Source organism: Bacteroides sp. D55t1_190419_B8, assembly GCF_015558905.1.
GTDB classification, from domain to species: Bacteria; Bacteroidota; Bacteroidia; order Bacteroidales; family Bacteroidaceae; genus Bacteroides; species Bacteroides vicugnae.
This window is the reverse complement of the sequence record NZ_JADMOU010000021.1, coordinates 1-23,229: the sequence shown is the minus strand read 5'-3', so window position 1 is coordinate 23,229 and position 23,229 is coordinate 1. Positions and strand designations below refer to the sequence as shown.

At 42.8% G+C, this 23,229-nt stretch carries 15 protein-coding genes; 6 read left to right on the top strand and 9 right to left on the bottom strand.

Annotation, left to right across the window (positions count from 1 at the left end):
* Positions 1-12: 12 nt before the first annotated feature.
* The 9 genes from I2I13_RS16675 to I2I13_RS16635 form a co-directional block, all read right to left on the bottom strand.
* On the bottom strand, positions 13-792 hold the full coding sequence (locus I2I13_RS16675) for a hypothetical protein (protein WP_195650033.1): 780 nt from the start codon (positions 790-792) through the stop codon (positions 13-15).
* A gap of 574 nt (positions 793-1,366) precedes the next feature.
* Positions 1,367-2,482 carry an acyltransferase family protein gene (locus I2I13_RS16670; RefSeq protein ID WP_148365086.1) on the bottom strand — a complete coding sequence of 372 codons (1,116 nt, stop codon included), beginning with the start codon at positions 2,480-2,482 and terminating at the stop codon, positions 1,367-1,369.
* A 21-nt stretch (positions 2,483-2,503) separates the two neighbouring features.
* Positions 2,504-4,132, bottom strand: coding sequence for a beta-N-acetylhexosaminidase (locus I2I13_RS16665; RefSeq protein ID WP_195650032.1), 1,629 nt, complete (start codon positions 4,130-4,132; stop codon positions 2,504-2,506).
* A 20-nt stretch (positions 4,133-4,152) separates the two neighbouring features.
* Positions 4,153-6,663 (bottom strand): family 20 glycosylhydrolase, encoded by a 2,511-nt coding sequence (locus tag I2I13_RS16660; RefSeq protein ID WP_195650031.1) that lies wholly within the window; start codon positions 6,661-6,663, stop codon positions 4,153-4,155.
* A 37-nt stretch (positions 6,664-6,700) separates the two neighbouring features.
* Positions 6,701-8,083 (bottom strand): DUF5016 domain-containing protein, encoded by a 1,383-nt coding sequence (locus tag I2I13_RS16655; protein ID WP_195650030.1) that lies wholly within the window; start codon positions 8,081-8,083, stop codon positions 6,701-6,703.
* A 33-nt stretch (positions 8,084-8,116) separates the two neighbouring features.
* On the bottom strand, positions 8,117-9,592 hold the full coding sequence (locus I2I13_RS16650; RefSeq protein WP_195650029.1) for a RagB/SusD family nutrient uptake outer membrane protein: 1,476 nt from the start codon (positions 9,590-9,592) through the stop codon (positions 8,117-8,119).
* An 11-nt stretch (positions 9,593-9,603) separates the two neighbouring features.
* Entirely contained in the window at positions 9,604-12,846 is a 3,243-nt protein-coding gene (locus I2I13_RS16645) for a TonB-dependent receptor (RefSeq protein ID WP_195650028.1), read from the bottom strand.
* 225 nt (positions 12,847-13,071) lie between these two features.
* The gene (locus I2I13_RS16640; protein WP_195650027.1) at positions 13,072-14,067 is read right to left on the bottom strand and encodes a FecR family protein; all 996 of its coding nucleotides are present in this window, start codon (positions 14,065-14,067) and stop codon (positions 13,072-13,074) included.
* Between the two features lie 97 nt (positions 14,068-14,164).
* Complete coding sequence (locus I2I13_RS16635) at positions 14,165-14,731, bottom strand: RNA polymerase sigma factor (protein ID WP_074707844.1); 567 nt, start codon at positions 14,729-14,731, stop codon at positions 14,165-14,167.
* A gap of 269 nt (positions 14,732-15,000) precedes the next feature.
* Here I2I13_RS16635 and I2I13_RS16630 point away from each other — a divergent pair, with 269 nt between their 5' ends.
* The 6 genes from I2I13_RS16630 to I2I13_RS16605 all read left to right on the top strand — a co-directional run bounded on the left by I2I13_RS16630 (position 15,001) and on the right by I2I13_RS16605 (position 22,914).
* Complete coding sequence (locus I2I13_RS16630) at positions 15,001-17,292, top strand: NADP-dependent malic enzyme (RefSeq protein WP_074707841.1); 2,292 nt, start codon at positions 15,001-15,003, stop codon at positions 17,290-17,292.
* Positions 17,289-17,465, top strand: a complete 177-nt coding sequence (locus I2I13_RS16625) for a hypothetical protein (protein WP_004297674.1) — start codon at positions 17,289-17,291, stop codon at positions 17,463-17,465. The genes I2I13_RS16630 and I2I13_RS16625 overlap by 4 nt, the downstream gene beginning before the upstream one ends.
* A 247-nt stretch (positions 17,466-17,712) precedes the next feature.
* Entirely contained in the window at positions 17,713-19,047 is a 1,335-nt protein-coding gene (locus I2I13_RS16620) for an NADP-specific glutamate dehydrogenase (RefSeq protein WP_074707838.1), read from the top strand.
* A gap of 262 nt (positions 19,048-19,309) precedes the next feature.
* Positions 19,310-20,770 (top strand): catalase, encoded by a 1,461-nt coding sequence (locus I2I13_RS16615; RefSeq protein WP_074707835.1) that lies wholly within the window; start codon positions 19,310-19,312, stop codon positions 20,768-20,770.
* Between the two features lie 172 nt (positions 20,771-20,942).
* Positions 20,943-22,109, top strand: a complete 1,167-nt coding sequence (locus I2I13_RS16610) for a PCMD domain-containing protein (protein WP_195650026.1) — start codon at positions 20,943-20,945, stop codon at positions 22,107-22,109.
* 22 nt (positions 22,110-22,131) lie between these two features.
* Entirely contained in the window at positions 22,132-22,914 is a 783-nt protein-coding gene (locus I2I13_RS16605; protein WP_195650025.1) for a porin family protein, read from the top strand.
* Positions 22,915-23,229: the final 315 nt, after the last annotated feature.

Below are 23,229 nucleotides of genomic sequence, written 5' to 3'. Positions count from 1 at the left end.
AATTTTTCTTATTTAGTCGTATAGCTTCACCTTACGATCCATGTTATACCGTATCTTTACTTCAAATGGAATATAACGGAAGTTGTGTTCACGCAACACTTCCAGAATATTCGCCTGCGGATGAGCGTTCATATAGAGATTTAGTTTCTGTACATTACCCATAAGCAGTTTTTTATTCCACAGATCGACAAATGAGCGCAAAGGCAACAACACGTTCCGGTCTCTCCGGCGCAGTCCTCTGCGGTGCAAATGATATACATACCCCGTAATCGGATATTCGCGGGGTGCAAGGACGGAAAGTGACCTCTTCTCATTCATCCGGTCCATTATCTTCTGTTTGTTCTGTACATCCGGCAACATTCCTTCTTCCGCACAGATTTTTTCAAGAATGACATTACGCACTTTCAACGGACTCCAACACTCTTCGCCATTGATTTCAGCGGCTTTAATGGTACAACACAAAGCAAAATGATCGCTATCCGACAAGCACACATCTACTCCTCCCAACCCTTTCCGATGAAAATAGAGTTGTCCGAAACGTCCGGATTGCATCTGCCATATTTCCGCATCTGTTTTCGGATCAAGCATGCAGTGCATATTCGAATCAACATAAGGATGCTTTGCTTTCCGGTTCACATAGTAGATTTCAACTTCTTTGGGCAGAATCTGCAACCCACTACTGATGTTGAGTTGATAATCCTTTAATAACGCCTCATTAATCTGCTGCAACAAGGGAGCATGACTACCGGTTGTTTCCAGCAGTGCATGTACCATTTTTTTTATATTCTCCATATACAATACATTTATTGTTTACGTATTAATCCGGCAATAAATATACAAAAAAACGATGATTCAGGCAAGGGGGATATTGGTTATAAGCAAGTGTACATACAAGCACTAAAACATTGAAATGCAAGCAAATAACAAAAAGTTAAATTTTAAAAAAGAAAGAAATACCTAGCTAAAAAGAGACTATTATGTACTTCCATTTTATCCATTAAAAGCTTCGGTTGAATTCATCATAACAAGTACATCTCCGACCTGAATATTGTACATATTTCCGACAATCCGAGTACATCATTGCCCTTATTCGAATAGAAAACAGGTATCAAGATGAAACCAAGATATTATCAAAAGGACATTTGTTACAAGAACAAAATGGATGATTTCCATAGTTGGGGTGTAGCAGTGCAAAGTTGATAATCCTATTTTCACTACAGAAAATTCTAACTTCTACTATTAATTAAATTTCTTTTCACTTTATGAGCAAAAAGATATCAATAGAGTTTATGCCATCCGGCTACGAAAACAAACTGTCGTAGCTATCCGGCATAAACTCTACTTTTTCAAACCTGTCACCGACCTCTTATATCTTTATAAAAATTTGCTTTTTGTACAGCACCCATACAATTAGATAATTGAATCCGATAAACAGAAGGCCGTAAATCAGAGAGGCCAGATGAGCATCGGGAAGAACGCTCCAAATGAAAGTGTAAATCTTCTCCTGCAAGCTACTCTCCCCAACCGTAATTACCTCCAACAAAGTAGCTAACACACCGGCCACTATATAAATAAACAATGGATTCGTACCAAAAACATGGAAAGGATATCCCCATTTCTGCTTTTTACGAATATCAATCAGCCAAGTGAGAAACACAAGAAACAAAGAGGCAAAGCCACAAGTCACCAGAACAAAAGTCGGACTCCATACTTTCTTATTCAACGGGCAGCCGTAACTCAACAACCATCCTGCAAACAAAAGAGCAATACCCAGTATGGAGATCTGCAACAGCCGGTGATGGATTTCAGTCTTGTCCCGCAAAATATTTCCGCAGAAATAACCGATAATCACTTGCGCAATGCACGGCAAGGTACTCAACAGGCCTTCCGGATCAAAAAAGATACGCCCGCCGTTCGGCAACCACTCCCGATACAAATGGGCTTCTCCGAATAAGGTGCGGTCTGTAACGGCAATAATATTCTGTTCGGAAAGTTCAAATCCGTGTCCCAAAGCCAGCAAGATGGAATAGCCTGCCAGAATGATCCCGGAGATCCATGCCAGATTTGCCGGACGCCGAACACCCACAATCAGCAAGGAACCAAAGAAATAAGCCAATGCCAACCGCTGCAACACTCCCAGAATACGTATGTGCGAAAAAGGTTGTTCTACCCCTGCGCACACCAACGAGAACCAGGACAGAAAAAGCCCCAACAAAAACAAGATCACCGTGCGCCGTACCAGTTTGGTGATGAAACTACGGCTGAAATGATGATCGAATCGGGATAAGGCAAAGCTCATGGAAACGCCCATTATAAACATGAAGAACGGGAAAACCAAATCTGTCGGAGTCAGTCCGTTCCATTCGGCATGTCGCAAGGGTACGTAAATGGATTCCCATGTTCCGGGGTTGTTTACCAAAATCATTCCGACAATGGTGATTCCCCGAAGTACATCTAATGAAAGTAAACGTTCTGATTTCATATTGTTCTTAATGTACCGGGATTAAAGAAATCCCGGTTTGGTGAAATAGAATCCATTTGCATTCAACCATTTAACATGCCATTTCAGGCGATTGGTAAAGTCAATCCAATTACGGCTACTTCCCCACGCCAACTCCGAAAATGCTTGAAGAGAGGGAAACACGTGCTGACCAAACTTCCGCTCATTAGGAATCATCTCCGTCCATACACAAGCTTGGAAGCCTAATACATTTTGCTTCACGATGCCGGGAAACTGGGGTTCGAACTCGAAGTTATACAAAGAGCTTAATCCTTCGTCCGAAGGCGTTGCGCTCAAATAGAAACGGGACCATTCCATGAATATAATCGGATAACCTTTCTGGGTAATCTTTCCCGGCTGATCGGGCAGCCAGTCACGCCAATACGTATAAATCAAATCCTGCGGTTCTTTTTCAAGAAAAGCATCGTCCCATCCCATCACTTTCTTGCCTTTACCCTTCACATAGCTCGTCATGATCTTCACAAAACGGTTTTGCAGTTCATCCACTTTCTGATAACCTTCCTGCTGCATCAATCGCTGACAGACTTCACACTGTTCCCAGTTATCTTTCTCCACTTCATCTGCTCCGATATGGAAATATTCCGAAGGGAAAATCTCGACCATCTCATCAATGATGGACTGCACAAACTGATAGTTCTCCAGACGAGAGGGACAGATAGGATAAGAGAATTCTTCTCCCCATCCGGCTTCTCCCGTGCACGACAACTCGGGATAGACTTTGATAGCCGCCGAGAAATGACCTGGCATGTCAATTTCAGGGACAATATCGATACCTCTTTCCAACGCATAACTTACCAAACCTTTCATCTCTTCCTGCGTATAATGACCACCATATTGAGAACCATTTCTCACGAAACGGGGATCTATCTCATAGTTATAATCCTGTTGGGAAAGTTCTACGCATCTCTTGTCATATTCGTCGAAGTCGCGCCAGCTGCCTTCCTGCGTCAGCAACGGGTATTTTTTCACTTCAATGCGCCAGCCCTGATCGTCTGTCAGATGCAAGTGGAGCTTGTTTATCTTGTAGAACGACAAACAGTCTATCACCTTTTTCAGATAATCAACCGTAAACATGTGGCGGACTACATCGATATGAAATCCGCGCCAATCATATTTGGGAGCATCTTTTATATCGACCATCGGAAGATATTTAGCACTTCCGGAAGTGAAGAAGTTTGCTTGTTCGAGCGCCTGTCTCAATGTCTGGATTCCCCAGAGAAGTCCGGTTTCCGTTGAATAATAAATGCAGGCTCCCTCTTTGGTAACAGTGAGCCGGTAAGCCTCTTTTGCCAGATCCGATTCCTGTTTCACACGGATAAAGGCACGATCGTTGGAGGCATCACTGACGGAAAGAGAAAGTTTCTCTTCCAGGGTGGATTTCAGCAGTTGCGACGTGGAAGCCGGAATGTTCTGGCTGACAGTCACATTCTGCGGAAGAGAGACAACCGATTCTTTATAATCGACTCTTTCCGGCAAAGGCATCACTGACAGGCGGGTGGGCACTCGCTCCGGATAGCCGCCGTTATCATTATCATTGCACGACAACGATGTGATCGCACCTATTCCCAACAAGAATAATATTCCGGTTCTTTTTATTTTATCATAGTTCATAACTTATCTACTTTTGTGGATTAATCTACTTTGAGAGTGCTTGTCACACTCTCTTTATTTAAATAAAACAGTTTCGCTTTCACAACGGAAGCATCACAGGCTACGGGAGCTTTCCAAAGTTCCGAATGAAGGGTCGGTTCCGTGCCATCGGTCGTATAGCGTATTTCGCCTCCCCGGATAGGGGTACTGGCGTGGAGTTGCCCTTCTTTGATGCAAAGTCCGGGATGAGGTAAACGGAAATTGATACTTCGGGACGCCCAGTGAGGCATTTCTTTCTCACTCACTTTGGAGTAGAACAGGCCCAGTTCTTTATTGTAAGCCTGACGTTCTTTCTCTCCTGCCAAAGTGCTCCAGGCGGGAAAAGCGTTCCAACCGCGTTCCACCAATCCGAGGATTTTAGGGAAGGTGTAATATTCCACCCCTTCAAAATCACGGATGGTTTCAGCAAATAATTGTGCCTGCACTCCCTGGATATGTTCCTTTCCGAAAGCGGTCAAAGTCGTTTTTCCCTTTCCCGCGATGTCCGGATCGACCGGATTGCCTGCCATATCGGTACGTGAAGAACGATAAATGCTATATGGAAGCATGGAGAAACCTTTGGACTCGTCGACATATCCCGCCCACGAGAGACCTCTTTCGTCAGGATGAGCGTCATAGGCCAAATCCAGATAGAAATTGTTCACGTTGCAGAGAATCACCGGATATCCTTTGTTGGCTATCTGGTAAGGTATTTCATCCGCTTCCCATTCAGGAACCGTATTCCAACAATACACTCCTGCTGCAAGTTGATTCAAATGCCGATCGGTTGTTTCCGGATGTCCCAACGCTACTTCCTGCCAGCCGCTAAATTGCAAATGATGTTGTTGCAGATAGTCTGCCATCTTCGTAATATAGTATTCAGACAGTTCGTGGGCACTTGTCATCCCGTGTTCATCCATAAATGCCCGGCAGACAGGAGAACCCATCCAGGCTCCTTCGGGTACTTCATCACCACCTAAATGAATCGTAGTCAAAGGTACCTCCGCTTCCTCATACATGGCTATCAACTCACGAATCACTTTTTCCATAAACCGGTATGTAGAAGGCAATGCTACATTCATGACATTATCCGTATAAGACTGCGCGGAAACATAGCGGGAAGTGTCTTGTACGTCACTTAATAAATATTCGTCGGCCTTTTCGGGGGCAGTATTCATAAATTTATGATAGCGCGCTTTCATGGACACGATTGCTGCACGGGCATGACCCGGAGACTCAATCTCCGGAATCACACGTACATGCCTTTGAGCTGCATAACGCAGTAAATCGATAAATTCTTCACGGGTGTAATATCCGTTGCCGGAGGTAGCTGCAGACGGATCATAGTTGCCATCGTAGCCCGGATATAAACATTCCAGTTCATCCGTGGTATGTCCCCGGCGTGCGCCGACCGAGGTCAATTCTTCCAGGCCGGGAATCTCCAGACGCCAGCCTTCGTCATCCGAAAAATGGAAATGCAGTACGTTCAGTTTATAAGAAGATATTACATCTACCAGCTTTTTCAGATGTTCAACAGTCGTAAAGTTCCTGGCAATATCCAGCATTTGCCCGCGATACGGCAAGTCGGGATAATCACGGATGGAGAGAGCTTCCAAACGAAACGGCTTTTCCTGACCTTTCAACAGGGAGAGCAAGGTTTGCGTCCCATTGAAAATGCCATGTGAAGTGGAAGCTGAAATATTTATCAGCCCGTTTCCCGTATCAATCCGATAATATTCATCGTTCACTGCTGTTCCCCGTTCCGGCAAATAATCCAGATGAACCGTTACCGGTGCTTCGGAAACGACTTCCAGACCGTGGATGGTTGCCAGCTTTTCTTTCAATAATCCTGCTTCGTTGGCAAAATCGGGATGGAAAGTCAGTTTTACTTTATTTTCTATAATAAAACCCTCTTTGCCGGTAGCCGGAAACGCTTCTTTCACTGACGGGAAAATATCAGTTTGCTGCAACTGGGCTGTAGTCTCCAACGCCAAATTCGAAGCGTATACCTTATCCGGCGCGGGATACCAGTCTTCTGTCTCCATTCCTTGCAGCGGTCGGATGGTCAGTCCGACAGGCAAGGGAGTACCTTGCTTGCCGCCTGACTGGCTCACCCAGTAAGTGCCTTCAGGAGCATGTGACAGCTTTTTCAATCCGTTGGTACAACAGAATGTCACGGTCAGCGAATCTCCCGGAGCCAATGGTTGGAAATTTTCTGCCGGATACATCCGGAAGAAGTTCGCATTCACCACTTCCACTTTGACCGAAGCAGACTCTTCCTGCAGAATCTCACGAGGTAGCTGCGAATAATAGATGATCCAATCCTTTCCTAAAGGAGCATCCGATATGTTCTTCAGGACAAATGAATTCTCATAGTAGCCGGGCTGCACTTCGGCAGCTCCCATCTCCCAGGTCAATGACACGGGGGCTTTCATCGCGTCAGTCAATTTACAGCCGGAAATGACCAGCAGAAGGCACAGACTTCCCCATATTGCATATAGCATATTTCTCATAGGCTTTCCTGTTTTCTATATATCATTCTTTTAGGCATTAATCACTCAATCGTTCGATGTACAAAGTTTCTTTGCCTACTCCCTGCGAGACGTCGAAAGTCAGGCGATAATAACCGGGAACGAAACCGTTTCCACTTGTTATTCCATTGGAAGCAGACAGTTCGATTCCATCCGTGTCACCGGACAAAGAACCTTCTTGCAGCAGCATACCTTGATTTTTATTCCATTGCAAATCGCTGTAAATTTCGATTTCGAAGGATTCCCATTCATGAGTGTTACTCAAATACACGGTGGTCTGGTACTTCTGTTCACCGATTGGCACAATATATCCTAACTGTGATATATCTTCCAAATTCCAGCCGCCACTATTATATGCCTCATTCCAGACAGGTGCACAAGTAAATCCGTGTCCTACCAGCCAGAAGCAAGTGGGAGCCGTATCACCCATCCGTGCCACCCAGATATAATTGTATTTAGAAGAATAATAGATCTCCCAAGTTCCCGATTTGCGCAGGAAGGTAAACTTGCCATTGTCCGGATTATAACTAAAGAAGTCGCGGTTGTAAGCGTGTTCCACATCTTCAAACCCGCTCATTTCAAACTCTTCACCTTGCGTAAAGCTAATCTGTGCACGGAAAAATCCCTCACTGGCTATCAACTCGGTTTCTTTAATTTTCAGGTTCTTTTGGTAGCCGACTACTCCCAGTTCAAAAGTCATCACATTGAAAGTGATCTGTTCGACAAACCAATCCCGGTAATCAAAAGCAAAGCTAGGTCCCGACGCTTCAATAAGGACTGCTGTATTGCTTGCTTCGGCAGCTCCCCAAATCAGTTTTGCATCATCCAATGACGCTGCGGTAGAGATCTTTCCGGATAGTTCCATCGGATAACCCTCCTCCGAACCGGAAACTTCCGTGAGGTACAGGTAAGGATTGTCCTCACTTCGGTTCATTTCTACCACCTCGCCGTTATAGTGAAGATAAAGCACTTCGGGAATCTGCGGACGGGTTATATGGAAATCAAATGTTTGAGTGACTTCACTACCTTCCACATTGATGGCTGTCAAGATCACCTTCGCTTCCTGATTCTCTTCAAGCCCGGCTTCAAACGGGATATAAATCCCTTTTTCAACAATCGAGACATCAGTGCCTTTCGTACGGATCGACTGCGAACTGACCAAAATCTCACCTGTCATTAATTTCACTTCCAGCGTAGACAAAGGAGTCTGCGGGTCGTGAATCTTCACAGAAAAGTAAAGGGAATCGGCAGCAGGTGTCTGATCGGTAGTCGAGAATTGCAATTCCGATATTTCGGGACACGAATATGGATACGTCACCCGGCCCTCTTCTTCGCTGCATGAAGCCAGCCAACAAACAGTCAGCCCCAGCAGCCATAAAAACAGATTATTGTGTTTCATCATTTTTTCTTTTAAAGTTTTACGTTCCTCTTTTCATTAATAACCTTCATTTTGAGTCAGATTGGTGTTCTTATCTTTCTCTCCTTGAGGAATCGGCCACAACTGCCGGAAAGCCTGCAAACCTGCAAACAGCAATCTGCCGTCTTTGTCTTTATGTTTCTGCATCACTTCCAACAAACGATTATTACGCACCAAGTCGAACCAGCGCTGACCTTCCATATACAGTTCTAATTGGCGTTCGTTCTCTACCGCCAGGCGTCCTCTGGCCTGCCCCATATTTTCATCTAAAGAAGAAGGAGCAAAACCGGCACGTTCTCTAATGCTGTTCACAATCCGGATGGCTTCCGGGGTGCGGTCCAACTCTACCAATGCTTCGGCTTTCAACAGCAGTATGTCTGCCAACCGCATCAAAATGATATTGGAAGTCTTCTCGCGAATTTTATAAGACAACGGGTAACTGTCTGCTGACCAATAGGTATCATAAGGCACCGATTTCCAAAGAATACTGGATGCATAACGGGTATCTTTCTCTTTGTCGAATTTAGCAACCAGATCATGAGTAGGCGTACAATAACGTCGCCAGGTTACTGATCCGTCATCTTCTTTCAGCAATACCCAGTAAGCCCAATTCGGAGCATCGGAGGTGTAATAGACTTCGAAGATGCTTTCTGAAGAAAATTTCTTGTCGGGTTGCCACAACTCGTCAAAATTGCCGACCAGCGTATAGCCTTCTGCTATTACTTTGTCGCAAGCCTCAACCACTTTGGTATAGTCGCGTGTTGATTTCTCCCCTCTCGTTGCGAGCACTTTGGCACGTAAAGCATAGGCTGCTCCCTTGGTTGCCTGGAAAATACCTTTATTCTTGCTTACCAGATAACGAATGGTATTTTCTTCATTCAGGTCGTCCAGAATCTGGTCATATATCTTATCTGCAGCAGAACGTTCCGGATACATCACCGGATACCATTTATCGAGATTTTCGGCTGTAATGGTTGGAATCAAATCCAGCACCATCGGAGCATCACCCCATAAACGGACAATATCAAAATACGCCCATGCTCGCAAGAACTTGGCTTCTGCAATGACACGATTACGTTCTTCTGCTACGGTAGAGGCAGGGTCCATCATCTTCGTATTTTCAATCACACTGGTGGCGGTACCGGCCATCGAATAATACTGCGACCAGACCAGTTCTACTTTATAATTGGTAGAGGTCAGTTTCAACAAATCAAACTCCTGTTCGGCCACACCGTCTCCGCCGATATAACAATTATCGGACTGCACATCTCCAATGGTATAATTTTCCGACTGGAATATATCTGCTTTAAAACTCTCATACGCACCCTGCAACTCGGCCTGTGCATCTGCCAGACTTCCATATTTAGACTCCTGATCTTCCGTTCCGGTACCTTCCTGCATAAAATCCGATTGCGGTTTCTCATCCAAGAAACTACTGCATGAAACGACTAATGTACAGAGTACGACATACGCTAACTTTATTATGTTTTTCATTTTCGCAGCTATTAAAATTCAACATTCAAACCAAAAATTACCGCCCTCGATTGAGGATAAGTACCATAGTCCACTCCTTGAGCAACGGAGTCTCCGCCAAAAGCATTTACTTCAGGATCGTATCCTTTGTATTTTGTCAGTGTGAAGAGATTCTGTCCGGTGACGTAAGCCTGCAATCTGGACAGATGTATCTTATTCAACCATCTCTTAGGAAAACTATAGGATAAAGTGACTGTTTTCAGGCGCAGATAAGATCCATCTTCTACAAAACGGGAGGAGTTATGATTATTCTCTGTATTACCAACGCGGGGGACATTGGTAATCATACCCGGTCGTTTCCAACGATCCAACACACGAACCGACTGGTTTCTAAAGTCTGTCATGCCTTCCATATCAATACGCGACGCGTTAAAAATCTTATTGCCCTGACTTCCCTGCAAAAATATAGACAGGTCGAAACCGGCATACGAGAATGTATTCGTCATACCGTAAATAAACTTAGGCTGGGCATTTCCCAAAGTGGTACGATCTTCCGGATCGATAAAACCGTTACCATTCAAGTCACGATAGATAATATCTCCGGTTTCCGGATCAACACCTTCTGATATGTAACCAAAGAATGTTCCCAACGGAAGCCCTTCTTTCAGGATGACGGCTTTCTCCTTGGATTCGTACATTTCAGCATAATAATAGACTTTATTCAAGCCGAGCTTCGTCAGCTTATTCCGGTTGAAAGATATATTGAAATCGGTATTCCACTGGAAGTTACCTTTAAAATTCTGGGAAGAGAGAGTGAACTCCATACCTTTATTCACCATCTCACCGTCATTTCTTGTCACACTGCTCGGCACTACATTCTCCGGCAGGCTGACTGTCAATAGCAAATCGGTGGTCTTCTTGTAGTAAGCATCTACCGAGAAGGATAAGCGGGAATCAAACATGGTCAGGTCAAGTCCCAGATTCCATTGGCTTGTTTTTTCCCAGGTCAGTTCTTTATTGGCTGCCGAACCGGGTTTAATGGCAAGCCCCGGATATAAGTTTCCCTCCGAAACGGGCAGTTTACTGACGCTCATAGAAGCCATGTAAGCGTAGTTTCCAAAACCGCCCTGGTTACCGTTCATACCCCATCCGGCACGTAGTTTCAGGTCGGTAACAATGTCCTGTAAAGGTTGCATGAACTTTTCACCTGAAATTCTCCAGCCTGCGGAAACAGAAGGGAAAGTACCCCAACGATGTCCCGGAGCAAAACGGGAAGAACCGTCTGCACGGAAGTTAACCGTCAGCAAATAACGGCTGTCGTAATTGTAGGCTACACGACCCAGAAAAGAGGCCAGCGTCCATGCGGAAGCAGAAGAACCGCAAGCATCCTTATCCAACTGGTTGGCGGCACTGATGGAATGAATATCGGGATAAGACTCTGCCAGGTCGAAACCTGCCATCCACGAACCGTTATATTGTGCACGCTGCTGAGTAGCTCCTCCCAAAATGGAAAAGTTATGTTTGTTGAATGAACAATCATAAGTCAGTAAGTTTTCAAAAAGCCATTCGAAGTTTCGTGAGAAACTCTCTTCCACACGTCCTTTTGTACCCCGTCCGTCCGAAGTTGAAATCGGGTCCAGATAGTAGTCCCAATGTTCATTGGTCAGTTCAATGCCGAAAGTCGTTTTAAACTTCAGTCCTTTGAGTATGTCAACCGTGAAGCCGAGTGAGCCATTTATATGATCTGTATTCGTGTTACTGTCTGCCGCATTGGCAGCCAGCGGATTCAAGATGCGTGCACCGTAAGCCTGTTCGTCATATTCGTTCGGATCATACGGATTCCACTTCTGCATAAACGGAGGAGTATTCACAACGGACAAGATGGAACCGGCACGCAAAGAACTGCGGCTTTCGTTCACCCATTGTCCGCCTGTATGCGAATATGCAAAATTGAGTGCCATTTTTAACCATTTGGTCTGCTCGCTATCCAAGTTTGCACGGAAATTATACCGGTTGAAGTGTGCTTTCTCCACGATACCCTGTTCATCGGAATAACCTCCGGAAACAAAATATTGCAGTTTCTCGGTTCCATTTGCCACAGACAACTGGTAGTTTTGATTGACACCCGTACCGAAGAATAAATCAGTCCAGTCCACATAGCGCGTTTCACTTTCGGGGATGTTGGGGGCAACATCCGAAACAGCTTTCAAGTCTTTCATCAAGTCTTTATATTGCTCCGTATTCAACGCATCTATTTTTTTTCCTAATTTAGAGAAACCTACATAAGCACTCATTTTCACTTGTGGTGCACCGATCTTTCCTCTTTTAGTCGTAATCAACACTACTCCGTTTGCCGCACGTGCTCCGTAAATAGCAGCCGATGAGGCATCTTTCAGAATTTGCATACTTTCAATATCATTCGGACTGATATTCGATATATCATCTGACGGCAAACCGTCCACCACATACAGCGGTTCATTAGACGCCTGTACCGAAGTGGCTCCTCTCACCCGGATCGTTACTCCGGAACCCGGCATACCCGACGGCTGCACGACTTGAATGCCGGCCGCTTTTCCCTGAATAGCCTGTGCAGCTGTCATGATCGGACGTTCTTCAATGTCTGCCGTGGAAACGACAGATACCGCAGTAGTGATATCTTTCCGTCTCATAGAACCATATCCCACCACGACTACCTCTTCCAGTACCTGCGAATCTTCACTCAATGACACATTATATACATTCTGCTTATTGACCGTATGAGACTGGGAAACATAACCGATATAGGAGAAATTGACCTTTGCCCCCACAGGAGCTTCCAAAGAAAAACGACCGTCTATATCGGTAGCAGTTCCAATATTCTCTCCTTCCACTCTCACCGTGACACCAATCAAAGGTTCTCCCCTCCGGTCGGCAACAACACCTGTGATTGTTTTCTTATCGCCTTTCTGAGGGGCGTTCTGTTCACTCTTCAGAGTAAGCACCACTTGCTTACCCGATTCTATTTTATAACTAATAGATGATCCTTTGAAAACTTTTTCTAAAACCGTATCAATACTTTCATTGCTCACTGTCAATGAAATTTTTCGGTCCAATCCGGGAAGCTTATCTGTATAAAAGAAGCTGTAATCGGCCTTCTTTTCAATCACTCGTATCGTCTGACGTATCGTCTGATTCTTCACAGAGAAAGTGATCTGCGCACTTACCTCTTGAGACACAAACAGCAAGATACAACTAAACATAACAAGCCTGAATATGATATGTAATTGTTTTCTCATTAGTAATTAGCTTTAAATTCTTTAAAATATAAGTCTGAAAATTAGACTTTTTATTATCTTTGTAAAATCGTGAAGCAAAAAGGATTCCCTTTCCCTTATCCGTATAAGGAAAAACTCTTTTTTACTATCATGTATAAACCGTATTTGATTTCGGGGTGGAATTATGCTGCTACATAATTCTACCCTCTTTGTTTTTTATGAGGTGTCTTCCATAAATCGTCTTTTTTAGTTAATACTACTTCCTATTCTCACCGTATCTCCTTCTAACTCATAGGTTAAAGGATAAGTAAGGCTTATAATATAAAATACATTATGCAAGCTGCTATTCCGGATGGTTCCGGAAAATGGCACGTTCTTCAGTTTTTCGGAGTCAAACACGACTTTCACTCCGTACATCCGCTCCAGCGTAGTCGCGATCTCCGCTAAAGATGATGAATTAAAAATCAACATATTGTTCCGCCAAAAGTCGATTTCACGCATATCCGAGATTGCCGATTTAGTAAATGTCTGCTTGTTCTTATGGTATTCTACCTTTTCTCCGGGTTTCAACAAGGTAGCATCCGTTTTATTAGAAACCTTGACGCTTCCTTCTGCCAGCAGTGTCGTGACAGAATGATCGTCACGATAACCTTTCACATCAAAGGTAGTTCCCAACGCTTCTATCTCCAGATCATTGCAGCAGACGATAAAACGTTTTTCTTTGTTTTTCGCCACTTCGAAATAGGCTTCTCCATCCAAATAGATTTTCCGGTCGGATTTGTTGTACTCCGCATCATAAGAAAGATGAGTGGCCGAATTTAACCAGACTTTCGTTCCATCAGGCAAAGTCAGATTCGCTTTCTGTCCATAATCGACTGCCACCATGAAAGGGTCCTGTGACACCTTATTCATATGTTCTACCCCAAAGTAAGCGGCCAGTCCTAAACAAACCGGTAATAAGATGGTGGCTGCCACCTTATATATAATAGGTTGCCAGCGCCGTTTCTTCGGAGACAGTATCTTGGATTCATCCAAATTCCTCTGCAGATGGTTCCACATTTCTTCTTCCACTGTCCTATCGATTTCGACGGCTGCTTCTTTCCACATTTGCTCGCAAAGCAGATTAAACTCATCACGAATTCCCGGTTTACGAATCCATTCAATAAGTATCCTTCTTTCTTCAGAAGAGGCCTCCTTCTTGAAGAATTTTTCCAATAGTACTATGTAATCGTGTTGCTCCATAATTTTCCTGTTCTATTTATACTAGTCTTGAGAGACAGAAAAGGACTACAGAGAAATCGAAATAATTCGGATATTAACTTTTATTAAAGCTTTCACATTAGATATCGTGTAAGAAGAGAGAGACTGAAAAAGCAATTATTCCCAATTTGTCACGCAAGAAATCCAAAGAACGGTGCACCTGTGTGGCAACAGTCTTTTCCGAGATATTCAACTGGTCGGCTATCTCACGATAGTTCAACCCTGATTTCCAGTAAAGCATAAAAACTTCCCGGCGTGCTGGAGGCAATTCTTCTAAAAGTTTCAGGATATATTCTTCCAAAAACAAATAATCCAGTTCTTCGTCTATCTCTACGGATTCGTCAGATGACTCATCCGAAAGCTTGTCTACATAATTTTGAAGCAGAAGTTCGCGTCTCACATAATGATATACCATATTTTGGGATATTTTAAAAAGATAGCCGTCAAAGTTACCTTCCAGATTGATATTAAGCCGCTTCTCCCAGATATGGAGAAAAATATCTTGTGTGATATCTTTCGCCACCCCGGCATTGCTCACCATAGAAAGGACAAAATTGTAAATGCGAGCACTGTATCCACGATACAATGCTTCAAAAGCATTTTTATTTCCTTCTTTCAACAATTGGAGTTGCTGGGTGGTAATCATTATAAAATAAGGTTAAATCATATATCGATTCAAAAATAGCGAAATAACTAAAACCGACAACCAAAGCACTTGTTAAAATTTCAATAAATCAATATCATAGCATTTAAAAGGGAATAGAATACAAAAACACATCCTTGACATATCATATCATAAATTCAGCCATTTTGCTATAAAATTAATAGAAATTATTAATCAACAGCTACAATTTCGAACTTTTATTCCTACATTTGCGGTCAAATGATAACTTATTAACAAATTTCATAAATACCATGGCTAAAATAACGAAAGAAGCCGCTTTGCTCTATCATTCACAGGGCAAACCCGGTAAGATTGAGGTAGTGCCTACCAAACCTTACAGTACACAAACCGACTTATCACTCGCATATTCTCCCGGTGTAGCAGAACCTTGTCTCGAAATAGAGAAGAATCCGCAGGATGCGTATAAATATACGGCTAAAGGTAATCTGGTGGCTGTTATTTCCAACGGTACAGCCGTACTCGGACTGGGTGATATAGGTGCATTGAGCGGTAAACCTGTAATGGAAGGTAAAGGTCTGCTTTTCAAAATTTACGCGGGTATCGACGTTTTCGACATCGAAGTGGATGAAAAAGATCCGGAGAAATTCATTGCTGCAGTAAAAGCTATTGCTCCTACTTTCGGAGGTATCAACCTGGAAGACATCAAAGCTCCTGAATGTTTTGAAATCGAACGTCGCCTGAAAGAAGAACTGGATATTCCTGTCATGCACGACGACCAGCATGGTACTGCTATTATCTCCAGTGCCGGTTTGGTGAATGCCCTGCAAGTGGCCGGAAAGAAAATCGAAGATGTAAAAATCGTTGTGAACGGTGCAGGTGCATCTGCCGTATCTTGTACTAAATTGTATGTGTCACTGGGAGCACGTCTCGAAAACATCGTCATGCTGGATAGTAAAGGTGTTATCAGCAAAGCGCGCACGGATCTGAACGAACAGAAAAGATTTTTTGCAACCGACCGCACGGATATTCACACGCTGGAAGAAGCCATCAAAGGTGCAGATGTATTCCTCGGCCTGTCGAAAGGAAACGTGTTAAGCCAGGATATGGTGCGCAGCATGGCTCCGATGCCGATCGTGTTCGCATTGGCTAACCCGACACCGGAAATCTCTTACGAAGACGCCATGGCAGCACGTCCTGACGTACTGATGGCTACCGGACGTTCCGACTATCCGAACCAGATTAATAATGTAATCGGTTTCCCGTATATCTTCCGCGGCGCTTTGGATACTCACGCTAAAGCTATCAACGAAGAAATGAAGATTGCAGCCGTACACGCTATCGCTAACCTGGCAAAACAGCCGGTACCCGATGTAGTCAATGCGGCATACCACGTGAACAACCTCTCTTTCGGTGCGGAATACTTTATCCCGAAACCGGTAGATCCACGCCTCATCACTGAAGTTTCCTGTGCAGTGGCAAAAGCTGCTATGGAAAGCGGAGTGGCTCGCACTGAAATCAAAGACTGGGATGCTTATTGTGTTCATCTGCGCGAATTGATGGGTTATGAGTCCAAACTGACTCGCCAACTATATGATACAGCCCGTCGTTCACCGCAACGTGTCGTATTTGCCGAAGGTATCCATCCGAATATGCTGAAAGCTGCCGTTGAAGCGAAAGCCGAAGGTATCTGCCATCCTATCTTATTAGGAAACGACGAAGCTATCGGAAAACTGGCAGAAGAAATGGATCTTAGTCTGGAAGGTATTGAAATCGTCAATCTCCGTCACCCGGACGAATCGGAACGCCGCGAACGTTACTCACGTATTCTTGCAGAAAAACGTGCACGCGAAGGCTTTACCTATGAAGAAGCCAACGATAAGATGTTCGAACGCAACTACTTCGGTATGATGATGGTGGAAACCGGAGATGCGGATGCTTTCATCACCGGACTTTATACAAGATATAGCAATACGATCAAAGTGGCCAAAGAAGTAATCGGCATCCAACCGGGCTTCAAACACTTCGGAACAATGCATATCCTGAACTCCAAGAAAGGTACTTACTTCCTGGCAGACACACTGATTAACCGCCACCCGGATACGGAAACATTGATTGACATCGCTAAACTGTCTGATAAAACAGTTCGTTTCTTCAATCACACGCCGGTTATTTCCATGTTGTCATACTCCAACTTCGGTGCTGATACCGCAGGTAGCCCTGTAAAAGTGCACGAAGCTGTTGCCCATATGCAGGAAGAATATCCGGAACTGGCTATCGACGGTGAAATGCAGGTTAACTTTGCCATGAACCGCGAATTGCGTGATACCAAATATCCGTTTACCCGCCTGAAAGGCAAAGATGTAAATACATTGATTTTCCCGAATTTGAGTTCAGCAAACGCCGGTTACAAGCTATTGCAAGCAATGGATCCGGATACGGAATTCATCGGCCCTATCCAGATGGGATTGAACAAACCTATTCATTTCACCGATTTCGAAAGCTCCGTCCGCGACATTGTCAATATCACAGCTGTAGCCGTGATCGACGCCATCGTTGACAAAAAGAAAAGAGCAGGTAAATGAAACGTCCGTTATCCAAATCACAAATAGTTTGCATCAGCCTGCTTTGGTTGGCGCTTTGCTATCTAGTTCTGACAAAAGCCGAACGAATTGACGGGATGACAGTAGTAATGCTTGGCATTTCGGCAGCATTAGTATTTATTCCTGTCTATAAGTCGATCAAAAAGAACAAATAAATATCTTTTTTCCTACTTTTAATGCGATAAAATATCAAATTTGATGTTTTATCGCATTTTTCTTTATAAAATGTTTGCCAGTTCAATTTTTATCTTTACTTTTGCAACCGAAAATAAATATCCGATGTACCCATATGCAGATGTGCAAATCTGCTATATAGCACAAAAGCACATAGTCAAACGGTATATTAGCAAATTGTCAAATTAGCACTTTATTTATATCAACCAATTAAAGAAAAAAAAGATTATGAATGCAGCAAAGGTATTAGACGATCTGAAAAGAAGATTTCCCAATGAACCGGAATATCATCAAGCAGTAGAAGAAGTACTTTCTACGATTGAAGAAGAATACAACAAACATCCGGAGTTTGATAAAGTAAACTTGATCGAACGTTTGTGTATTCCTGATAGAGTATTCCAGTTCCGCGTGACTTGGATGGACGATAAAGGTAATATTCAAACCAATATGGGTTACCGTGTTCAGCATAACAACGCAATCGGCCCTTACAAAGGCGGTATCCGTTTCCACGCATCTGTGAACCTTTCTATCTTGAAATTCCTTGCCTTTGAACAAACATTCAAAAACTCGCTGACTACTCTGCCAATGGGTGGTGGTAAAGGTGGTTCCGACTTCTCTCCTCGTGGAAAGTCAAATGCCGAAGTAATGCGTTTCGTACAGGCATTCATGCTGGAACTGTGGCGTCACATCGGTCCTGAAACTGACGTTCCTGCCGGTGATATCGGTGTTGGTGGCCGCGAAGTAGGTTTCATGTTCGGTATGTATAAGAAACTGGCTCATGAATTTACCGGAACATTCACAGGTAAAGGCCGCGAATTCGGCGGTTCACTGATTCGTCCGGAAGCTACCGGTTATGGTAATATCTACTTCCTGATGGAAATGCTAAAGAGAAAAGGCACTGACTTGAAAGGTAAAGTTTGTCTGGTTTCTGGTTCTGGTAACGTTGCTCAATATACAATCGAAAAAGTAATCGAACTAGGTGGCAAAGTAGTTACTTGCTCTGACTCTGACGGTTATATCTACGACCCGGACGGTATCGACCGTGAAAAACTGGATTACATCATGGAACTGAAGAATCTGTATCGTGGCCGTATCCGTGAATATGCAGAAAAATATGGTTGTAAATATGTAGAAGGAGCTAAACCTTGGGGTGAGAAATGTGATATTGCTCTTCCTTCTGCTACTCAAAATGAATTGAACGGTGACCACGCCCGTCAGTTGGTAGCAAACGGCTGTATCGCAGTATCTGAAGGTGCCAACATGCCTTCTACTCCGGAAGCTATCAAAGTATTCCAGGATGCAAAAATCCTTTATGCTCCGGGTAAAGCTGCTAACGCCGGTGGTGTATCAGTATCAGGTCTTGAGATGACTCAAAACTCTATCAAATTAAGTTGGAGTGCTGAAGAAGTAGACGAAAAACTGAAGAGTATCATGAAGAATATCCACGAAGCTTGCGTTCAGTACGGTACAGAAGCTGACGGATACGTAAACTATGTGAAGGGTGCTAACGTAGCCGGATTCATGAAGGTTGCTAAAGCAATGATGGCACAAGGTATCGTATAATCAGCAAAAGAGATATAAGCTATAGTTTATTTAAAAACTCCCGTCTTCCGAAAGGAAGTGCGGGAGTTTTTTTATGTAGAAAAATAAATAACAGGCAATACGTACACAATTCATAGTTATTCTCTATCTTTAGATAGAAATTATCTGTTTGACAAGCGAGCAAAAGAAGCCTATCTTTGTTATATATTATAAACTCCGGAATAAAAGAATGAAAAACTACGGTTTGTTTATACTTTACTTCCGACTAAAAAGAATCTATTTTATGGAAAAGAAAAAACTTACTGCAGCGAACGGGCGTCCCATCGCCGACAATCAGAATTCGCAAACTGCAGGTCAACGCGGACCTGTAATGTTACAAGACCCCTGGCTTATTGAAAAGCTTGCCCATTTTGATCGTGAAGTTATTCCGGAAAGACGTATGCACGCTAAAGGTTCGGGAGCTTACGGTACTTTTACCGTTACTCATGACATTACCCAATATACCCGTGCAGCAATTTTCAGTAAAGTCGGAAAGCAAACAGAATGTTTTGTCCGCTTCTCTACTGTAGCCGGAGAGCGTGGAGCTGCTGATGCAGAACGTGACATCCGAGGTTTCGCCATGAAATTTTATACGGAAGAAGGTAACTGGGATTTGGTGGGCAACAACACTCCTGTATTCTTCTTACGTGATCCGCTTAAGTTTCCGGATCTGAACCATGCCATCAAACGGGATCCGAAAACGAATATGCGTAGCCCGAACAGCAACTGGGATTTCTGGACACTTTTGCCTGAAGCTCTGCATCAGGTTACCATTACTATGAGTCCTCGCGGTATTCCTTATTCATATCGCCACATGCACGGTTTCGGCAGTCACACCTATAGTTTTATCAATGCAGAAAATCAACGTATCTGGGTTAAATTCCATCTTCGTACTTTGCAAGGCATCAAGAACCTAACAGATCAGGAAGCAGAAGCAATTGTTGCCAAAGACCGTGAATCTCATCAACGCGACCTTTTCGAGAGTATCGAGAAAGGGGATTATCCAAAATGGCTATTCCAAATTCAGTTAATGACGGAGGAAGAAGCGGACAACTACCGCATCAACCCGTTTGACCTGACTAAAGTGTGGCCTCACAAAGATTTCCCCCTACAAGATGTCGGCATCCTTGAACTGAACCGTAACCCTGAAAATTATTTTGCTGAAGTGGAACAAGCTGCCTTCAACCCGATGAATATTGTAGACGGTATTGGTCTGTCTCCCGACAAAATGTTACAAGGTCGTTTATTCTCTTATGGCGACGCACAGCGTTATCGTCTAGGAGTGAATGCAGAACAAATTCCGGTCAACAAACCTCGTTGTCCTTTCCACGCCTATCATCGTGACGGTGCTATGCGCGTAGATGGTAATTACGGTGCTACCAAAGGATATGAACCGAACAGTTACGGTGAATGGCAGGATTCTCCTGACATGAAAGAACCGCCACTCAAAGTTACCGGTGAAGTTTACAACTACAACGAACGGGAATATGACGATGATTATTATAGCCAACCGGGTGACTTATTCCGATTGATGCCGGCTGAAGAACAACAATTATTGTTCGAAAACACAGCTCGTGCCATGGGAGACTCCGAATTGTTTATCAAACAACGTCATGTGCGCAACTGTTATAAGGCTGATCCTGCATACGGAACAGGTGTTGCCAAAGCGCTGGGAATTGATTTGCAAGAGGCTTTGAAAGAATAAAGAAAAAGATATTTTACTGATAAAGAGACTGTCTTATATTTTTAAGACAGTCTCTTTTGTATAGTATTGCCGTCAATCTCGAATTTTCTTTTAACATTCTTCTGAAATAGCCATTCAACTCTTTTAACTATCTTTGTCCCCTGTATAACCCATTAATATTTATAACAGACTGATGAAACTAAAAAAATTATTCGCCGGAACGATATTATGTCTGGCAGTTGCTTCCTGCATTCAGGATGAAGCTCTAAATGTTGAAGCAGCTATAGACGGATGCAGCGGCAGCAATATCCAATTAGCCTCTATTAATCCTAATAGTAAAACTGTTTCTATCTACGTATCTAAATCCACAGATTTATCTGCGCTAGAAATCAATTTCACATTACCAGATGGAGCTAGTATAGAATCTATCGATGCAATGATAAACGATGCTCCGCCAAAATATGACTTTTCTACGTCACAGATTCCCATTACTTCCGAACAAACATTAGAACAATACCAACGTAAATTCAAAGTTACCTCTGAAAGTGGTACAACAGAAGCAATTTATGCTATTACTGCAATCAAATCAGAGCTTCCTACGGAGTATCACTTCGAAAGTTTAGTGGAAGGAAGCTCTTACTATCATGAATTCTATGAATTCAATTTACAGCAAGCGGAAATGCTTCAATGGGCAAGCGGAAATCCAGGCTTCAAACTTACTGGTATGGCAAAATCCCCTCTTGACTATCCTACTTTACAAACAGAAGGATACAGAGGTAAAGGGGTAAAACTAGAAACGAAAAGCACAGGTAACTTCGGAGCAACAGCTAAAATGCCAATCGCAGCAGGTAACCTTTTTATTGGTACCTTCATAGTAAAGGATGCACTCAGTGATGCAAAAGCTGCTACTAAATTTGGATTTCCCTTCTTCAAACGTCCAATATCATTAAAAGGACATTATAAATATACACCTGGAACTGTTTATATTTCGGGAACTGATAAAGATCGACAACCTATAATAGACGAATCGATGAAAGGAAAAGATAAAGGTGATATATATGCAGTTTTATATGAAGCAGACAATGACGAGGATTTCTTAGACGGCTACAATTCCTTAACTTCTAATAAAATAACAGCTATTGCAAGAATTCCGTCAACAGAAACAACTAGTGAATGGAAACAGTTCGATTTACCTTTTGAATACAAAAAAACAATAAACGAATCATCCCTTACAGAAGGGAAGTATAAATTAGCAATTGTATTCTCTTCCAGTATAAATGGAGCGGAGTTCAAAGGTTCAGTAGGAAGCACTTTGTGGGTAGACGAAGTGACTATTCAATGTGAAGAAAATAATAAATAATAACTCAAAAAGTAATTTATATATGAAAAAACATATATTGGCTAGTATTGTTATGATCATTTGTAGTATCAGCCAAATCAATGCACAATCATCCGAGCATAAAGCCTTGATATGGTCCTCACTACATGGATTAGACTATAAATTCAAGGCAGGAATAAACATTGGTGGAACTTCTCCCCTACCTCTTCCCAAAGAAATTAGAAGTATTGAGAGCTATTCTCCCGGACTAGCTATTACTCTTGAAGGTAACGTTACTAAATGGATAGATATCCAAAAGAAATGGGGAATTAGTTTAGGAATACGCCTTGATAATAAAAATATGACTACCGAAGCTTTAGTAAAAAATTATGGGATGGAAATATTCAATGACATAGGTGGAAAAGTAGAAGGGCTTTGGACAGGAGGAGTTAAAACTAAAGTAAAAATGTCCCTTTTGACAGTACCCATCTTAGCTAACTATAGAATTTGCGATCGTTGGAAACTGGTTGCAGGCCCTTATCTGTCATACATGATGGAAGGAGATTTTTCAGGACATGTTTATGAAGGGCATCTTCGTTCTCCGGATGCAACAGGCGATCGAGTAAACTTTACAGGGGATAATATCGCAACTTATGACTTCTCTAATGATTTACGCAAGTTCCAATGGGGACTACAGGTAGGAGGAGAATGGAAGGCTTACAAACATTTAAATGTACATGCAGATTTAACATGGGGATTAAATGATATTTTTAATAGAGACTTTAAAACAATCTCATTTGCTATGTACCCCATCTATTTAAATGTGGGATTTGGATATTCGTTCTAATGAAATAGATCATCTATAAAGAAATAAGGATTATCACTTTCAATATCAAGAAAGAGATAATCCTTATTTCTTTATTTTATAGTCAATCATAACTTTACAAATTCAAATAAAAGAAATCATCATTGACATATACTACAAATTAAGACCTGATTAATATACAGACAGATATATTCCCAGAATAATAAGAGAATTATTGCTATATACTGTCAGTTATTTATAACCAATAATGTTTTTATCTGTAAGCATCCGATAAAGTACACTATAAAAAATGGCTGTATCTCCTTTCCTGGTAAGCAGCCATCTATCGTTGTATCT

Bases quoted from the DNA above. Each gene is read 5' to 3' on its own strand.
- I2I13_RS16675 (WP_195650033.1), bottom strand. From the start codon at position 792: ATGGAGAATATAAAAAAAATGGTACATGCACTGCTGGAAACAACCGGT.
- I2I13_RS16670 (WP_148365086.1), bottom strand. From the start codon at position 2,482: ATGAAATCAGAACGTTTACTTTCATTAGATGTACTTCGGGGAATCACC.
- I2I13_RS16665 (WP_195650032.1), bottom strand. From the start codon at position 4,132: ATGAACTATGATAAAATAAAAAGAACCGGAATATTATTCTTGTTGGGA.
- I2I13_RS16660 (WP_195650031.1), bottom strand. From the start codon at position 6,663: ATGAGAAATATGCTATATGCAATATGGGGAAGTCTGTGCCTTCTGCTG.
- I2I13_RS16655 (WP_195650030.1), bottom strand. From the start codon at position 8,083: ATGATGAAACACAATAATCTGTTTTTATGGCTGCTGGGGCTGACTGTT.
- I2I13_RS16650 (WP_195650029.1), bottom strand. From the start codon at position 9,592: ATGAAAAACATAATAAAGTTAGCGTATGTCGTACTCTGTACATTAGTC.
- I2I13_RS16645 (WP_195650028.1), bottom strand. From the start codon at position 12,846: ATGAGAAAACAATTACATATCATATTCAGGCTTGTTATGTTTAGTTGT.
- I2I13_RS16640 (WP_195650027.1), bottom strand. From the start codon at position 14,067: ATGGAGCAACACGATTACATAGTACTATTGGAAAAATTCTTCAAGAAG.
- I2I13_RS16635 (WP_074707844.1), bottom strand. From the start codon at position 14,731: ATGATTACCACCCAGCAACTCCAATTGTTGAAAGAAGGAAATAAAAAT.
- I2I13_RS16630 (WP_074707841.1), top strand. From the start codon at position 15,001: ATGGCTAAAATAACGAAAGAAGCCGCTTTGCTCTATCATTCACAGGGC.
- I2I13_RS16625 (WP_004297674.1), top strand. From the start codon at position 17,289: ATGAAACGTCCGTTATCCAAATCACAAATAGTTTGCATCAGCCTGCTT.
- I2I13_RS16620 (WP_074707838.1), top strand. From the start codon at position 17,713: ATGAATGCAGCAAAGGTATTAGACGATCTGAAAAGAAGATTTCCCAAT.
- I2I13_RS16615 (WP_074707835.1), top strand. From the start codon at position 19,310: ATGGAAAAGAAAAAACTTACTGCAGCGAACGGGCGTCCCATCGCCGAC.
- I2I13_RS16610 (WP_195650026.1), top strand. From the start codon at position 20,943: ATGAAACTAAAAAAATTATTCGCCGGAACGATATTATGTCTGGCAGTT.
- I2I13_RS16605 (WP_195650025.1), top strand. From the start codon at position 22,132: ATGAAAAAACATATATTGGCTAGTATTGTTATGATCATTTGTAGTATC.